This window comes from Neobacillus solisequens (assembly GCF_051233465.1).
GTDB lineage: Bacteria > Bacillota > Bacilli > Bacillales > Cytobacillaceae > Neobacillus.
Map to the genome: position 1 here is coordinate 16,692 of NZ_JBKFGJ010000003.1, position 16,820 is coordinate 33,511.

General features: G+C 36.7%; 15 protein-coding genes and 1 pseudogene. 15 read left to right on the forward strand and 1 reads right to left on the reverse strand.

The window, feature by feature from the left end:
• Positions 1-58: 58 nt before the first annotated feature.
• The 11 genes and pseudogenes from ACI3K6_RS04310 (at position 59) to yhbH (ending at position 12,521) form a co-directional block, all read left to right on the forward strand.
• The gene (locus ACI3K6_RS04310) at positions 59-934 is read left to right on the forward strand and encodes an amidase domain-containing protein (protein ID WP_435553881.1); all 876 of its coding nucleotides are present in this window, start codon (positions 59-61) and stop codon (positions 932-934) included.
• 63 nt (positions 935-997) lie between these two features.
• Positions 998-1,489 (forward strand): tRNA (uridine(34)/cytosine(34)/5-carboxymethylaminomethyluridine(34)-2'-O)-methyltransferase TrmL, encoded by a 492-nt coding sequence (trmL, locus tag ACI3K6_RS04315; RefSeq protein ID WP_435553882.1) that lies wholly within the window; start codon positions 998-1,000, stop codon positions 1,487-1,489.
• A gap of 32 nt (positions 1,490-1,521) precedes the next feature.
• Complete coding sequence (gene nfsA / locus ACI3K6_RS04320) at positions 1,522-2,271, forward strand: oxygen-insensitive NADPH nitroreductase (RefSeq protein ID WP_435553883.1); 750 nt, start codon at positions 1,522-1,524, stop codon at positions 2,269-2,271.
• Between the two features lie 313 nt (positions 2,272-2,584).
• Complete coding sequence (locus ACI3K6_RS04325) at positions 2,585-4,480, forward strand: PrkA family serine protein kinase (RefSeq protein WP_435553884.1); 1,896 nt, start codon at positions 2,585-2,587, stop codon at positions 4,478-4,480.
• Positions 4,481-4,763: 283 nt separating this feature from the next.
• Positions 4,764-5,597, forward strand: a complete 834-nt coding sequence (locus ACI3K6_RS04330) for a MerR family transcriptional regulator (protein ID WP_435553885.1) — start codon at positions 4,764-4,766, stop codon at positions 5,595-5,597.
• A gap of 736 nt (positions 5,598-6,333) precedes the next feature.
• Positions 6,334-6,636, forward strand: coding sequence for a PTS sugar transporter subunit IIB (locus ACI3K6_RS04335; protein ID WP_435553886.1), 303 nt, complete (start codon positions 6,334-6,336; stop codon positions 6,634-6,636).
• Between the two features lie 165 nt (positions 6,637-6,801).
• A complete protein-coding gene (locus ACI3K6_RS04340; RefSeq protein ID WP_435553887.1) occupies positions 6,802-7,581 on the forward strand; it encodes a histidine phosphatase family protein in 780 nt (259 codons plus the stop codon).
• Positions 7,582-7,618: 37 nt separating this feature from the next.
• The gene (locus tag ACI3K6_RS04345) at positions 7,619-8,920 is read left to right on the forward strand and encodes a PTS sugar transporter subunit IIC (protein ID WP_435553888.1); all 1,302 of its coding nucleotides are present in this window, start codon (positions 7,619-7,621) and stop codon (positions 8,918-8,920) included.
• Between the two features lie 40 nt (positions 8,921-8,960).
• Positions 8,961-9,257 (forward strand): annotated as a pseudogene (locus ACI3K6_RS04350) (PTS sugar transporter subunit IIA); the annotation flags it as partial.
• 132 nt (positions 9,258-9,389) lie between these two features.
• Positions 9,390-10,775, forward strand: coding sequence for a glycoside hydrolase family 1 protein (locus tag ACI3K6_RS04355; RefSeq protein ID WP_435553889.1), 1,386 nt, complete (start codon positions 9,390-9,392; stop codon positions 10,773-10,775).
• A 579-nt stretch (positions 10,776-11,354) separates the two neighbouring features.
• The gene (gene yhbH, locus ACI3K6_RS04360) at positions 11,355-12,521 is read left to right on the forward strand and encodes a sporulation protein YhbH (RefSeq protein WP_335476852.1); all 1,167 of its coding nucleotides are present in this window, start codon (positions 11,355-11,357) and stop codon (positions 12,519-12,521) included.
• A gap of 31 nt (positions 12,522-12,552) precedes the next feature.
• On the opposite strand, the gene ACI3K6_RS04365 is transcribed toward yhbH, so the two are convergent.
• A complete protein-coding gene (locus ACI3K6_RS04365) occupies positions 12,553-13,278 on the reverse strand; it encodes a GntR family transcriptional regulator (RefSeq protein ID WP_435553890.1) in 726 nt (241 codons plus the stop codon).
• 176 nt (positions 13,279-13,454) lie between these two features.
• On the opposite strand from ACI3K6_RS04365, the gene ACI3K6_RS04370 reads away from it, so the two are divergent.
• Genes ACI3K6_RS04370 through ACI3K6_RS04385 form a run of 4 tightly spaced genes read left to right on the forward strand, consistent with a single transcriptional unit; the run spans position 13,455 to position 16,765 of the window.
• Positions 13,455-13,763, forward strand: a complete 309-nt coding sequence (locus ACI3K6_RS04370) for a PTS sugar transporter subunit IIB (protein WP_435553891.1) — start codon at positions 13,455-13,457, stop codon at positions 13,761-13,763.
• Positions 13,764-13,767: 4 nt separating this feature from the next.
• Positions 13,768-15,087: a PTS sugar transporter subunit IIC gene (locus ACI3K6_RS04375; RefSeq protein ID WP_435553892.1), complete on the forward strand. Its 1,320-nt coding sequence runs from the start codon at positions 13,768-13,770 to the stop codon at positions 15,085-15,087.
• A 20-nt stretch (positions 15,088-15,107) separates the two neighbouring features.
• Positions 15,108-15,422, forward strand: coding sequence for a PTS sugar transporter subunit IIA (locus ACI3K6_RS04380; RefSeq protein ID WP_435553893.1), 315 nt, complete (start codon positions 15,108-15,110; stop codon positions 15,420-15,422).
• Positions 15,423-15,436: 14 nt separating this feature from the next.
• Positions 15,437-16,765 (forward strand): 6-phospho-beta-glucosidase, encoded by a 1,329-nt coding sequence (locus ACI3K6_RS04385; RefSeq protein ID WP_435553894.1) that lies wholly within the window; start codon positions 15,437-15,439, stop codon positions 16,763-16,765.
• Positions 16,766-16,820: the final 55 nt, after the last annotated feature.

Sequence of the window (16,820 nt, forward strand, 5' to 3'; positions counted from 1 at the left end):
TTTTTTGAATTGAAATCCTTTTTTCTCTCATATGTATGTGAAGGAGGAGGGATAACTTATGCTCGAATCATTACAAGAATTATTTGAATCAAGAGCTCAACAATTTGTTTCAGCTAACCGATGCTCCAAGGATCCTTTTTTTAAAGCCGTAAGGAAGATAGATGCTATGGCTAAGCGGTCTGCAGAAATTGTAAAAGTTAAGACGGCAGGGAAAATAATTGAAGAAATTCAGGACAAAGATATTCAGAAAATTAAATATACAGCTCATTATAAGTATCTAATCAAGCAAAAAGGGCATTTATATTTAGAGGAAGAAGCAGAAGATAGACAGGCGCAATTTTATAAAGGGGCCTTGATCATGGATGAGGAAATTAAGACTCCTATTGACCAAACTGATATTGGAGCAGAAATCCCATCAACTGGAGATATGGAACGACTGAGCTATGCATATAATCGCTTAAGGGCCGTCCAGTATGCTGAAAGATGGTGGAACAGCTATAATCCTGCTTATAAAAAATTTGAAAATGATTGTACCAACTTTATTTCACAGTGTCTCCGGGCGGGAGGAGCACCTATGAGAGGCTACCCAAACAGGGGGAACGGCTGGTGGACGCAGACGAATAATTGGAGCTATAGCTGGGCGATCGCCCATTCACTCCGTCTCTATTTACCAAAATCACAAAGCGGTTTGCGTGCTAGAGAAGTGAACAGTCCTGATCAATTATTATTAGGGGATATTATCTGCTATGATTTTGAAGGGGACGGGAGGTTCAACCACAATACCATCGTGACTGGCAAAGATGCAAATGGTATGCCACTGGTCAATGCTCATACCTATAACAGCAGACAGAGGTATTGGGCCTATGAAGACTCTTCAGCTTATACCCCTAATATAAAGTACAAATTTTATTCCATTATGGATGATAATGGATAATTCTTGTTTGGAAAAATGGTAGTGGTATAATTGCATATAGAGTTTTTATTAGAGGTGAAAGACATGTCTATACACGTAGTTCTCTATCAACCTGAAATTCCATCAAATACAGGTAATATCGCACGTACTTGTGCTGCAACCAATACCACTTTACACTTAATTCATCCTTTAGGTTTTTCAACAGATGATAAAATGCTAAAACGGGCTGGTTTGGACTATTGGGAATTTGTAAATATTCACTATTATGATTCACTTGATGATTTTTTTGAGCAAAACGCAGGTGGACAGTTCTTCTATATGACAAAATTCGGTGAAAAGTCGCATAGTTCATTTGATTATAGTGATTCAGAACAGGACTATTACTTTATTTTTGGAAAGGAAACAACAGGATTACCGAAGGATTTGCTTGCTGAAAATAAAGATAGTTCCTTAAGGATTCCGATGAAAGATCAAGTTCGGTCTCTGAATCTTGCTAATACTGCCGCCATCTTGGTCTATGAAGTACTTCGTCAGCAAAACTATCCAAATTTAGAGCGGAAAGGGCCTAGTTATTAGGCCTTTTTTTCTAAACGAAAGGGAGGATTACTATGAATGAAGTTATCTCTACTATACTAAACCATCGCTCACTTCGTCATTTTGAGGATCAGCCGTTAACTGATGAGCAAATCAAGACAATAGTTTCTTGTGCTCAAGCAGCTCCCACTTCAAGCTTTGTTCAAGCCTATTCCATCATTGGTGTTAAGGATCAAGAAAGGAAAAGAAAATTGGCTGAAATTGCTGGAAATCAAGAATATGTAGCGATCAATGGTCACTTTTTTGTTTTTTGCGCAGATTTATACCGACATCAACTTATCGGAGAGCACCATCAAAAAGAGGTTTTACCTTCTATTCAAAGCACGGAAAAATTTATGGTTGCCCTTATTGATGCAGCATTGGCTGCACAAAATGCCGCTATTGCAGCAGAATCAATGGGATTAGGAATTTGTTACATAGGTGGTATTCGTAATAACCTTGAGGAAGTCAAACAACTGCTAAAGACTCCGGAGCGGGTCATTCCTCTGTTTGGTATCGCAGTTGGCTATCCAACGAAATTAACGGGACAAAAGCCTAGGCTTCCGTTTGAACATATTTATCATGAAGATGAATATGAGCAGGACCAAGAGGTATATCTTGAGCAACTGAAGGAATATGACGAACTTATCTCTAACTATTATAGAGATAGGACAGGTGGGAAAAGAACAGATAGCTGGACGGAACAAATGGCGGCGATGTTGGAAAAACAAAGTAGAATGTATATGAAGGACTTTGTGCAAAAGAATAAAATGGACTTACGATAAAGGGCTGCCAAAATCGGCAGCCCTTTCATTTTTTTATTTTGTATTTGGCTTGTCATTGTATCCTGCAGTGAAAATAGCCGATAAAAAGGCGATCATAACTAGAATAATTAAAAAAGTTCCCATCGTTATGTATTTCTCCCTTCGTCATACATATTTCATTTTGTTCGCATATATCTTATTATAACCTAACTGTAAAAAATGAAAAGTGTAAGTTTCGAATCTTAAAACAAATACATCTTGGTCACGCATGTTCAATTCATTATCTGCATAGAGTATATTAATCGTCTCTGATTAACTACAGGGGGAGGGGCTTATGGATATCTTAAAAAAAATCGAGAGGTATCGTGAAGAAGAGGAAAAACTTCGTTGGGAAGGATCTTTCGCGGATTACTTACAGTTGTTAAAAGAAAAGCCATGGGTAGCACAGTCTGCACATTCTCGAGTATATAACATGATCAGAGATGCAGGAATTGAAGAAGTTAACGGGACGAAAAAGTACAATTTCTTTTGTAATGAATTGTATGGTTTAGAAGAGGCCTTGGAACGACTTGTTGAAGAATACTTCCATCCAGCTGCTAAACGATTGGATGTCCGGAAGCGTATCTTATTATTGATGGGACCTGTCAGCGGTGGGAAATCGACACTTGTAACGATGTTAAAAAGAGGGTTGGAAAAATACTCTCATACGGATCGTGGCTCTGTGTTTGCTATTAAAGGCTGCCCAATGCATGAAGATGCACTTCATTTAATCCCTCATCATTTGCGACAAGATTTCTATGACGAATATGGAATTCGCATTGAAGGAAATTTGTCACCTTTGAATATGATGCGACTTGAACAGGATTATGGCGGAAGAATTGAAGATGTATTAGTAGAACGAATCTTTTTCTCCGAGGATAAACGAACCGGAATTGGAACCTTTAGTCCATCTGACCCTAAATCACAAGATATTGCTGATTTAACGGGAAGCATTGATTTTTCAACCATTGCCGAATTTGGCTCCGAATCAGATCCGCGTGCTTATCGCTTTGACGGTGAACTGAATAAAGCCAACCGAGGAATGATGGAGTTCCAAGAAATGTTAAAATGTGATGAGAAATTCCTGTGGCATCTCTTATCTCTAACACAGGAAGGAAACTTTAAAGCAGGAAGGTTTGCGCTAATTTCAGCAGATGAACTGATTGTTGCGCACACCAACGAAACAGAATATCGCTCGTTTATTTCCAATAAGAAGAACGAGGCACTACATTCAAGGATCATTGTTATGCCGATTCCTTATAACTTAAAAGTGTCACAGGAAGAGCGTATTTATGAAAAAATGATTAGGGAAAGTGACGTTTCTGATGTTCACATTGCACCACATACGTTAAGAGTAGCGGCTATGTTTACGATCCTGACCAGATTAAAGGAACCGAAAAAAGGCGATATTGACCTGGTGAAGAAAATGCGCCTTTATGATGGCGAAAGTGTTGAGGGCTTCAATACAGCCGATGTGGATGAATTGAAGAAGGAGTATCCAGATGAAGGTATGAGCGGTATTGACCCACGCTATGTCATCAATAGAATTTCTTCCACAATCATTCGTAAAGAGGTACCATCGATTAATGCTTTAGATGTGTTACGTTCATTAAAAGATGGTCTTGATCAGCACCCATCGATAACAGCTGAACTACGAGAACGCTATATGAACTATATTTCATTGGCCCGAAAAGAGTATGATAATATTGCTAAGAAGGAAGTTCAAAAAGCGTTTGTTTACTCTTATGAAGAATCAGCCAAAACCCTTATGGACAATTATCTGGATAATGTAGAAGCTTATTGCAATAAAGCGAAGCTTCGTGACCCATTAACAGGGGAAGAAATTAATCCAGATGAAAAATTGATGCGTTCCATTGAAGAACAGATTGGTATTTCTGAAAATGCGAAAAAGGCGTTTAGGGAAGAAATCTTAATCAGAATCTCGGCATTTGCCAGAAAAGGCAAACGATTCGATTATAATTCCCATGATCGTTTACGTGAGGCCATTCAGAAGAAACTGTTTGCCGATCTTAAGGATGTCGTTAAAATTACGACCTCCTCTAAAACTCCTGATGAGCAGCAACTTAAAAAGATTAATGAGGTTGTCGCCAGGTTAATTGATGAACACGGGTATAATTCGACCTCAGCAAATGAATTATTACGCTATGTAGGTAGCTTACTAAACCGATAAAACGAAACAAAGACTGGTAGAAAAACTGCCAGTCTTTTTTATAGCTTCCTAGCTATGTTTTAACACAGTAACTTTATATTAAAAAAGATATTTGATAAAATAATTCAAGGCATTTGGAAGAAATATGTTTAGCTCTTTTATGCTATTATTTATTTTGTAGTTATGTTTTTAATTGGTCTAAGAGATGTTTATAAACACATAATAGTGCATTATTTTTATTTAATTTAGAAATTGTTAAATCATAATGAAAATAGGATGTACATAAAGACAGGTGTGAAACTGGATGAAAAAATATAAGATTGGTGAGGTTGGAAAGGAATTTGGCGTTTCACTAGATGCATTAAGATTTTATGAGAAAAAAGGATTTTTAAAACCTCAAAAAGACCAGGAATCTGGATTTAGATATTATACATATGATGATTTTGGGACATTTTTAGCGATAAAAACCTTTCGCCAAATGGGTTTTCAAGTAAAAGATATAGGGTCCATATTTAATGGATTTGATTTAAATGGAATCATTTCAACATGTAATAATAAAATTGCTCAAAAAAAAGAGGAAATAAAAAATTTAGAAAAAGAGGTAAGGAAAATTTCTGAATATGTTCAACTATTACAGGAATATAAGTCGGATGATAAACGATGGATCATTGAGACTGCTGAAACATATTATCTTCTAAAGCATGTTCAAATGGACAATGGTACATTATGTGAAAACCCTCTTTTTAAAATTTGGCTAAATTATTCACCCAGTGTATATTCAGCCATATACATTCCCAAAAACCAAATTCAATTCCAAGATTTCAAGGGGTGTTATTGGGTGATGGCTATTGCTGAATCCAAAATAAGGGAATATCAAGCACCCGTTGATGATTCTGTCATAAAACTAACGATGGGGAAGTGTTTTAAATATTTTTATAGTAAAGATGTAAATGAAACAATGTCCATGAAAAAAATTGAAGAACTTATTGCAGTTATTCATTCATTAGGCTACACCCAAAATGGTGATATTTTATGTCGGTATGTTTGTGAAACAAAACAACAAGAGAAAACATTTGAAAACTACGTGATCATAATCCCGATCATTATAAGTAATGATGCAATAGTAACTAACATTTAATTTTCGTATTATATAAATAATGGATAATAAGGGAACGGTATTACAAATCAAAGTGAAGTATTGCTTTTTATAAAAATAAGGCTATGTTAATGAATACTGTTGATTTTTAAACCCTGTTGATAGGAGCGGAAGGCACGAAGACTCCTCGAAAATTCTGACGCATTTCCTTCGTGCGTGGGCAGAGTCAAGGAAGCAATTCAATGTCCTGTGGGAGTACGGTTCTGGAGAGACCCCACAGGTGCAAGCGCCGAGGAGGATCGCCGAAACGCCCACGGAAAGCGAAGTGCCTGGAGCGGAAATCAACATACAAGTTTAACAGAGCCAAAAATAAAAATTCACCTAAAAAAGCCCATAAGAAAGCAGAGCTACCCGTTGGAGAGTAACCCTGAATAAATCTATTTGGTTTTGTTTTACTAACTAATTTGTATTTCTTTAAATGACTCCTTGTTTATAAGCATGGAGTAGATGATTCGAAGCATTCGATGCGATATAGCAACGAGTGCTTTTTTATTACCTGGCACTGTTAGAAGTAGTTCAATCTCTTCATGATGGAGATTTTCAAGTAGGATTGGAAGAAGTTAATCCATGAATGTTTAATGATAGAATTTCAGAAAAATGAAACATTAAAAAGTTGTTGACCCTAGTCTTAGACCATATTCTATATTGAATTTTAGGAACTAGTTCATAAATCATTTCTTAATTAGAATTATTAATTTATTATCTGGAGGTTTTTGGCATGAGAAACATTATTCTTCTTTGTAATGCAGGTATGTCTACAAGTATGTTGATGAACAAAATGAAGGATTCTGCACAACAATCAAACTATGATTGTGATATTAAAGCATTTCCATTGGCAGAAGCTCAAACAGTTGGTCAATCAGCTGATATCATTTTGTTGGGCCCACAAGTGCGATATGCTCAAAATTCTGTAAAAGGTCTGTTTCCAGGGAAACCGATTGAAGTGATCGATATGATGGCATATGGAATGTTAGATGGAAAAAAAGTAATTGAACAGGTAAAAAAAATACTAGGAGATTAAAGTTTCGTAAACTGGAGAAATCTTAAAGATTATATATAGACTCTTGGAGAATGTCTACATCCCAAATCCAGCTCAGTAAAGCCCAAGAGTCTATATTTATAAAGAGAGATTTTCCTTTAATAAGAGGAGTTTATGATTAATAGGAATATACGAGGTGGTGTTATCATGGGTAAAAAATTACTTTCACTAAGTCTAATATGTTTATTGACAGTTTCTTTATTTGGTTGTTCAACAAATGAAGTTAAACAATCGAAGGAAACGAAACCAGTAGAAATTTATTTGGTTAGACACGGTAAAACGATGTTTAATACAACAGATCGAGTCCAAGGTTGGGCAGATTCTCCACTTAATGAAAAGGGAAAAGAAGCGGCGGAATTTCTTGGGAAAGGGTTAAAAGGCGTACAGTTTGCAAAAGCATTTAGCAGTGATAGCGGACGTGCTATCGAGACAGCACAAATATTACTAGATAAAAGTGAACAAAAAAATGTTAAATTAATTCAAAACAAAAGCTTACGGGAAGCAAATTTTGGAGAATTTGAAGGTGAACTTAATCACACTTTTTATATGAAACTTGCAGAAGCAAATCATATGTCATTTGATCAATTTATGGGAAATTTTGATATGGATATCTTGCTAAATACATCTGCAAAAATTGATAAAACAAAACAGGCTGAAAGTGCTGAACAAGTTTCCGAGAGAATAAGGAATGAAGTAGATAAAATTGCCGAAGAGGCAGAAAAAGATGGCGGTGGAAATGTTCTGATAGTATCACATGGAATATCATTAATGGGGTTATTATACACAATATCACCTGAGTCTTTAGATGATCTTGAAGGTGGACTTAACAATGCAAGTGTATCCAAACTGATATATAAGGATGGAAACTACAAAGTAGAATCTGTAAATGATATGAGCTACCTCGAAAAGGGTAAAAAAGATAAATAGACTAATCAAATCCCAAATGGTAATTTTGGAGGTCAAAATGAAATTCTTACAATCGATGCAAAAAGCACTAGAGCAAATCATTACGCCTTTAACAACGTTTCTAGGAAACAATAAAACGGTAAATGCAATAACAACTGGGATGATGATGGTAATTCCTGTTACGATTGGAGTTACACTGTTTGCTATTTTAGGCAATTTGCCAATTAAATGGTGGCAAACTTTTCTGAAACATTCAGGATTATATATCCATATGCAAGACATGATTACTGCTACATTAAGTTTATTAGCCGTTTATATCGTGGTTATCATTGGTTATACCTATGCTAAAGAAGAAGGTATGAATGGAATGATAGCAGGCGTGATTGCTTTAGGTAGTTTTCTTTGTTTAATTCCTATGTCTGTAACAGTAGGGAAAGAAAATATTCCTGCCATTCTTACACAATATCTAGGAAGTGACGGGATATTCGTTGCCATGTTTGTTGGTGTTCTTACAAGTAAATTATATTGTTATTTAATAAAGAAAAAAATTGGTGTAAGGTTGCCGGAATCAGTCCCCCCTATGGTAGCAGATTCGATTAATCCTGTATTTATTTCAATCATTATTTTTACACTTATTTTCTTTATAAGAGTGTTATTCGGATATACGTCCTATGAAAACATTTTTAATTTTGTTAGTTCAGTAATTTCATTGCCTGTAAAAGTTATAGGATCTTCTGTATGGTCTGTTATTGGTATTTTCTCTTTTATGAATTTATGCTGGTTCTTTGGTTTGCATCCGGCACCAATTATAAATGTATGGTATAGTGCTACAGCTCCATTATTTACTGCGGCTATTACAGCTTTTGTAAATGGAGCACCAACTTCAGAAATACCTTACCTAGATTTTAGTCTTATTCACTTTGCTGTCGCCGTTGGTGGGACAGGAAATACATTGGGTTTAGCAATTGTTTTGCTATTTGCAAAATCAGAACAATATAAGTCACTTGGAAGAATTGGAATTATCCCGAACATGTTTAATATCAATGAACCACTTGTGTTTGGGTTGCCACTTGTGTTAAATCCAATTTATTTTATTCCCTTGGTAACTTCTTCAATTGTTGGTGGACTTATCGCCATTGTTTTCTTAAAAATTACGGGGATTTTATCAAACTTCAATCCTTTAATAGAATTACCATGGGTTACACCTGCGCCTGTTTCAGGCTTCGTTTCAGGGGGATGGCTGTTGTTATTAATGATATGTTTAATTATCATTTCTCAGATTTTATTATACTATCCTTTCTTTAAAATTGGCGATAAAAAAGCTTATGAGTCAGAACAAAAGGTAGCTGCAAATAATTAATTATTAGTAAATTCAAAGTATAAATAGGGGGAGACAACTCTTGGAATCAAACGAATATATTGTTTTTCAAATCATTTCGGCAGTAGGTAGTGCACGATCATCCTATATTGAAGCGATTCAGCTGGCGAAAGAAGGGAAATTTGAGCAAGCTAAAGCCTTAATAAAAGAAGGTGCTGAATCTTTTATTCAAGGCCATAAGGCCCATGCAGGACTTGTTAGTCAAGAGGCAAGTGGAGAAAAAGTAGAAGTCAGTTTACTATTAGCCCATGCTGAAGACCAGCTGATGAGTGCTGAAGGGTTTAAAGTAATTTCAGAAGAATTTATTAGTGTTCATGAGAGAATAGCAGGGTATGAGGAATTATTAAAGCAAGTAACTAGCAGCAGTCCTGCAATCAATAAAAATCTCAATAATCGTTAAGAATTCAATATGCCATGTTAAATAATTTGAATGAACTAGAAAGGTTTATATATGAGTAAACATACATTTAAAAAGGATTTTTTATGGGGTGCTTCCACAAGTGCTTATCAAGTAGAAGGTGCTTACAATTTGGATGGAAAGGGGCTTTCTATTCAAGATGTAAAAGATATACCTGATGGGATATCAGATTTTAAAGTTTGTAGTGATCACTATCACAAATTTAAAGAAGATATCAAGCTTTTTTCTGAATTAGGATTAAAAGGCTATCGATTTTCGATTGCTTGGACTCGTATTTTTCCTAATGGTGAGGGAGAAATAAATGAAAAAGGTATTCTGTTTTATCATAATTTAATTGATGAATTGGTAAAACATCATATAACACCAATCGTTACTATCTACCATTTTGATTTACCATATGAATTAGAGAAAAAGGGTGGATGGAGTAATCGATCAACGATTGATGCTTTTCTAAATTACTGTAAAGTTCTCTTTGAACGGTTTGGTGATCGGGTTAAACATTGGGTGACCATCAATGAACAAAATATGATGATTTTACATAGCGGGGCAATTGGGACTTCTGTTAATTCCCAAAAAGAATTATATCAGCAAAATCATCATTTGTTTCTAGCGGCAGCGAGAGCAACCAATTTATGCCATCAACTAATACCCGATGCCAAAATTGGCCCTGCCCCTAATATTAGTTATATTTATCCCAAAACGTGTAATCCGAATGATATTATTGCTGCTCAAACCTGCAATGCAATTCGAAATTGGCTATATTTAGATATGGCCGTACATGGTCGTTATAACAATATAGCATGGGATTTTATGAAAAAGAAAAAGATCGAACCAGCAATTCTAGTTGGAGATATGGAAATAATATCAAGTGCCAAACCTGATTATATTGCTTTTAATTATTATTCTTCTATCACTGTTAAGGCGTATGGCGAGAATATAATATTGGATGATACTGGTGATCAGCAAATTGAAGTAGGAGAAGAAGGATTCTTTATGGGGGACGACAACGAGTATCTTGAATTGTCCGATTTCGGCTGGGAGATTGACCCACTTGGATTTAGAGTGACATTAAGAGAAGTGAGCGACCGTTATCATTTGCCTATTATCATTACTGAAAATGGAATAGGTGCATACGATAAAGTGAACTTAGATGGTTCCATTGAGGATGACTATCGAATCGATTATTTAAGTAGGCATATTGAACAATTAAAATTGGCCGTTTCAGATGGTGTAGATGTTATTGGTTATTGTCCTTGGTCTGCTATCGATCTCATTTCCACTCATCAAGGATTTAAGAAAAGATATGGATTTATCTATGTAAATAGAGAAGATAATCAATTAAAAGATTTAAAAAGAATCAAGAAAAAGAGTTTTTATTGGTATCAAAAAGTGATTTCATCCAACGGAAAAGAACTCTAATCTATTTGAAAAAATCAAACAGCATTGAAAAACAAAGTAGCATCCAGGGTTAAACCATATATTCCTATGGACTTTTGTAAAAAGTAAAAGACATTTATCGATTTAATTCTGAAAAAGGCGCATGAAATTCATGCGCCTTTTCTATGTGCGACCGGCATGGGCGATAACTTGGTGGTGAAAGTCCACACAGGCGCTCTTACCCGGGGAGGTCTATTGGATTGAAACAACAGAGGGGCTCCGCAATGGGAACCATTATCACCCGTCTTAGAAGGACTGAAAGACATCTCCCAACTTTATGAGTTACGGTACTTAAAAGATTGAACCGACGTATACGAAACTGTACGTACGATGGTGTGAGAGGTCGGGGATTAAAATTACCCTCCTACTCTATTATTGAAATTTGTTTGTCCATTTTGTAAGGCTTAAATCCAAATTGCCAAAATAATTTGTAAATTATTTGCTGTTTTTGCATAGGATAAAGTAATCTATATTTTATCTGATTATCACTCGGGCTATTGTATGTTTTTGACGACAAAAGTGTGCAACTTGAAATTTAATATGATTAAGGAGGGGTTTACAATGTCTGTCGATAACCATCAGTTTGTGATCTCAAAAGAAGATTGGTCCCTCCACCGTAAAGGCCACGATGACCAACAACGCCATCAAGAAAAAGTCCAAGAGGCTATTCGTAACAACCTTCCCGACCTCATCACAGAAGAAAGTATTATCATGTCTAACGGTCGAGATGTGGTAAAAATTCCGATACGTTCTCTGGACGAATATAAAATTCGATATAACTATGATAAAAATAAACACGTGGGCCAAGGTGAAGGTGACAGTCAGATAGGGGATGTAGTCGCACGTGACGGTTCTAGTGCTCAGAAAGGTCCAGGAAAAGGGCAAGGAGCAGGGGATCAGGCTGGCGAAGATTATTTTGAGGCTGAAGTGTCTTTAATGGAACTGGAAGAGGCATTATTTAAACAATTAGAACTGCCCAATCTGAAAAAGAAGGAAGATCAAGAGCATTTAGTCGAAAACATTGAATTCAATGATATTCGCAAAATTGGTCTAATGGGTAACATCGATAAAAAGCGGACGATGATGACAGCCTTCAAACGAAATGCGATGAGTGGCAAGCCTGCATTTCATCCTATTTACAAAGAAGATTTAAAATTTAAAACCTGGAATGAAGTCGTAAAGCCTGATTCGAAAGCAGTGGTGCTGGCGATGATGGATACGAGCGGATCGATGGGAATCTGGGAAAAATATATGGCCCGTAGCTTCTTCTTCTGGATGACAAGGTTTTTACGAACAAAATATGAAACAGTAGAGATTGAATTTATTGCCCATCATACAGAGGCCAAAATAGTCTCCGAAGAAGATTTCTTCTCAAAAGGGGAGAGCGGCGGTACGATTTGTTCATCTGCCTACCGCAAAGCACTAGAAGTTATTGATTCAAAATATAACCCGCGTAAATACAATATTTATCCATTTCACTTTTCAGACGGTGATAATTTGACCTCGGACAATGCCCGCTGTGTTAAACTTGTTGAAGAACTAATGAAAATCTCCAATATGTTTGGCTACGGTGAGGTCAATCAATATAATCGTCATTCCACCCTGATGTCAGCTTACAAAAATATTAAAGACGAACGCTTCCGTTATTATATCCTCAAACAAAAAGCAGATGTTTTCCATGCGATGAAGAGCTTTTTCCAAAATGAAGAAACGGAAATATATGTATGACCAACGACAGGTGCCTAGCACCTGTCGTCTTTTAATAATTTCTTTCTATCACAAAATTGGCCATATCGCCGCGGAAGATGGTTTTAGAGTACTCGATTACCGTCTCGTCGCTGGCATGGGCATATGTTTCTAATGAGAAGCAAGGAGACCCTTCTTGAATATGTAAGATCTCCGCAATATCCTGTTCTACTGCCGCAATTTCTAAATATTCCACGGTGCGTTTTACTTTCAAGCGAAATTGTCTTTCCAGTAAATGATATAACGATTTCTCACAATCCTCTTGATTTAAACCAGGAGTAATTTTCCAAGGTAAATAAGCAATTTCATATTGGAGCGGTTCATCATTTACATATCGTGCTCTCTCAAGCTTGTTAATAGGATCCCCTTCATTTAGATCAAATATCTCTGCCAGAAACGAATCAGCTGGAATGACTTGAAGGTTCAGCACTTTAATTAAAGGGTTTTTCCCCTGCATGGCGATTTGCTCAGTGAAAGTTTGAACAGTTGAAGTTAGCTTTTGTTTGACTTTGTTATTTGAAACAAAAGTCCCTCGCCCCTGCTGTCTATATACATAACCTTCCGATACCAATTGCTGCAGCGCGGTTCTGACAGTGGTTCTGCTAACCCCATAAATCTTGCAAAACTCAGCTTCCGTAGGGAGTTGGGTATTCGGTTTATATTCACCAGCTTTGATTAAGCTAATAATCGCATCTTTTACTTTTAAATGCAGGGCACTTTCTTCATTTGAAAAATCCATCGTAAATCCCCCTTGTACTATCTAATACATTTATAACACAAATTGTAAAAAGGAGCCATACATTAAAACAATTTGTAATAACAAATTAAAATATGTATTGCATATTTCTCGATTTGTTATTACAATTGAATTACCTTAAGGTGAAAACGCATTCAATAATTTATTGGAGGAAGAAAATGAAAATCTTACTATGTTGTTCTGCAGGAATGTCTACAAGTTTATTAGTTTCAAAGATGGAGGCATATGCAAAAGCAGAAGGAATTGAATGTAAAATTTGGGCAGTAGGGGCAGCCGATGTGCAAAGTAACTTGGAACAGGCTGATGTTCTTTTACTTGGCCCGCAAGTACGTTATCTTTTGACTCAACTGAAAAAAGCTGGTGAAGCAAATGGAATTCCCGTAGATTCTATTAATCCGGTGCATTATGGACTTTGCAACGGGGAAGAAGTGTTAAAGCATGCTATTCGATTAATTAAAGGGGAATAAAGAGATGATGAACTTTATTGATAAATACATTTTGCCGTATGCAGGGAAACTAGGGAACAATAGACATTTATTAGCGATTAGGGATACGTTGGTTGGAATGCTAGCCATTACAATGGTGGGTTCCTTTGCCGTGCTATTCAACAATATCGGAGGAATTTTTAAACCTTATGGTCGCATGATGGAAGCTATGTTCGGGAAAAACTGGACCACACTAGGCGGGGACATCTGGTGGGGAACAATGGCATTTCTTACTGTTTTTGCAGTATTTGGTATTGCTAATAGACTTGCGAAGTCCTACGGGGATGAAGGCTTTGAAGCAATGTTTGTTGCTGCAGCAAGCTTCTTCCTATTAATCCCGCAAGTTGCGAAAGTTGACGGGGTCAAAGATCCCATTTGGGGCTTGATTGGTCAAAGTTACTTTGGAGCAACAGCTCTTTTCACTGGAATTATCGTGGCATTAGCCGCAACAGAGATTTTTGTCAGACTTTCAAAAGTTAAATATATGGTTATTAAACTACCAGAAGGCGTACCGCCACAAGTTGCCCGGTCTTTTGCGAAACTGTTACCAGGTATGCTAACAATTTTTCTATTTGGTTTATTTGGAGTCATCTTCCGTCATTTAACACACGATGTTTATTTTAATGATTGGCTAGGAAAAGTATTAGTTGCGCCATTAACGAAAGCAGCAGACTCATTACCATTTGCTATTTTAATTACCTTATTGATTCATTTTTTCTGGTCTATTGGTTTACATGGTGACAACATTATTGATGGGATCAAATCGCCGTTATTACAAAAATTAGGCACAGATAATATTGACTTATACGCAAAAGGTGTAACGGATTATCACCAATATCATGTTTTAGCAGGGAACTTCTATGATGCCTTCGTAAACTTGGGTGGATCCGGAGCAACATTAGGACTAATCATTTCATTATTTATTCTGGCTAGAAAACGTCAAAAACAAATGGTAGCCTTAGGACTTCCTCCTGGAATGTTCCAAATTAATGAACCGGTTATTTTCGGTATGCCGATTGTACTAAATCCAATTTGGTTGATTCCTTTTATCGCTACTCCGGTTATTTTAACAACTATTGCTTATCTGGCTATCGAAACAGGGTTGGTTCATCCGGTTGTTGCCAATATTCCTTGGGTTACACCAGTAGGTTTAAATGGTTTCTTGGCAACGGGAGGTCATATTTCCGGAGCAGTCCTTTCGATTATCAATTTAATCATCTCGATTCTTATTTACATGCCATTTGTTTATATGCAAGGCAGAATTGAATCGAAAAAAATAAACGACCAAGCTGAAAAGGTGTCATAAAAATTTTAAGGTGGTACATCATGGACAAAGAAAAAATATATGAAATTTCATTTCAATTAATCTTGCACAGCGGAAATACTAGAAGCTTGGCAATGGAGGCACTTTACGAGGCAAAGGCCGGAAATTTTGTAGAGGCTGAAGCAAAAATTCGTGAGGCGGAACAGGAATCTGTTAAAGCGCATCACTTTCAGACTGACTTAATTCAAGGGGAAGCTAGAGGCACAAAATATGATATCCCGATAATCCTGATTCATGCACAGGATCATCTGATGACTGCCTTGACAGTAATGGATTTGGCCAAAGAGTTTATAGATTTATATAAAAAGATAGTATAAAAGGGGTTCTAGAAATGACTGAAGTAAAAGGCATCAAAATCGCAACCATTGGTGGCGGTTCTAGTTATACACCTGAACTAATTGAAGGATTTATTAAACGCTATTCAGAACTACCAGTAAGTGAAATCTGGCTTGTAGATGTTGAACAAGGAAGAGAAAAGCTCGAGATTGTTGGTAATTTAGCCAAAAGAATGGTGAAAAAAGCAGGAGTTCCCATTGAAATTCACTTAACATTGAATCGCAGAGAAGCCTTAAAGAATGCTGACTTTGTGACAACCCAATTTCGTGTCGGCCTATTGGATGCTAGGGCGAAGGATGAGCGCATTCCATTGAAATATGGCGTTCTTGGCCAAGAAACCAATGGACCTGGCGGGCTTTTTAAAGCACTTCGAACCATTCCAATTGTACTGGAAATTTGTCGTGAAATGGAAGAACTTTGCCCAGATGCCTGGTTGATCAATTTTACAAATCCAGCAGGAATGGTCACCGAAGCTGTATTGCGTTACAGTAACATTAAAAAAGTAGTTGGCTTATGCAACGTTCCTATTGGAATGGAGATGGGGGCAGCAGATTTATTAAATGTAGAACCTGAACGGGTAAGAATCAATTTTGCGGGTTTAAATCATATGGTCTATGGCTTAGATGTGTTTGTCGATGGCATCAGTGTAAAAGATAAGCTGATTGATTTATTGTCAGACCCCGAGAATACGGTTACAATGAAAAATATCCATGCTATGGGCTGGGAGCCCGGCTTCCTAAAAGCACTGAATTTATTCCCATGTCCTTATCATAACTATTACTATAAAACAAAGGATATGGTGGATGAGGAATTAAAGGCTGCTGAAGGCGGCGGTACTCGTGCTGAAGTAGTTAAAAAGCTTGAGGGAGATCTTTTTGAGTTATATCGTGATCCCAATTTGGATATTAAACCACCACAACTAGAGCAACGCGGCGGTGCTTATTATAGTGATGCTGCATGCCGCTTGATTCATTCTATTTATACGGATAAACGAGATATTCAGCCGGTCAATACAAGGAATAACGGCGCGATTGCAGGAATTCCGCATGATTCTGCGGTAGAAATCAGCTGTGTGATCACTAAGGATGGTCCAAAACCAATTGCTGTTGGTGAACTGCCAATACCCATCAGAGGTTTAATTCAAACGATTAAGTCATTTGAAAGAGTTACTATTGATGCTGCAGTTACCGGAGACTACAACACGGCTTTATTGGCGTTGACCATTAATCCATTGGTAGGATCCGATAGAATTGCCAGACAAATTCTGGATGAGATGCTAGAAGCGCATAAGGAGTATTTACCACAGTTCTTTAAAAGCGAATAATAGGTGTTAAAAAGGTAGCTAGCTAGTTGCTAGCTGCCTTTAACGTACTAATGGA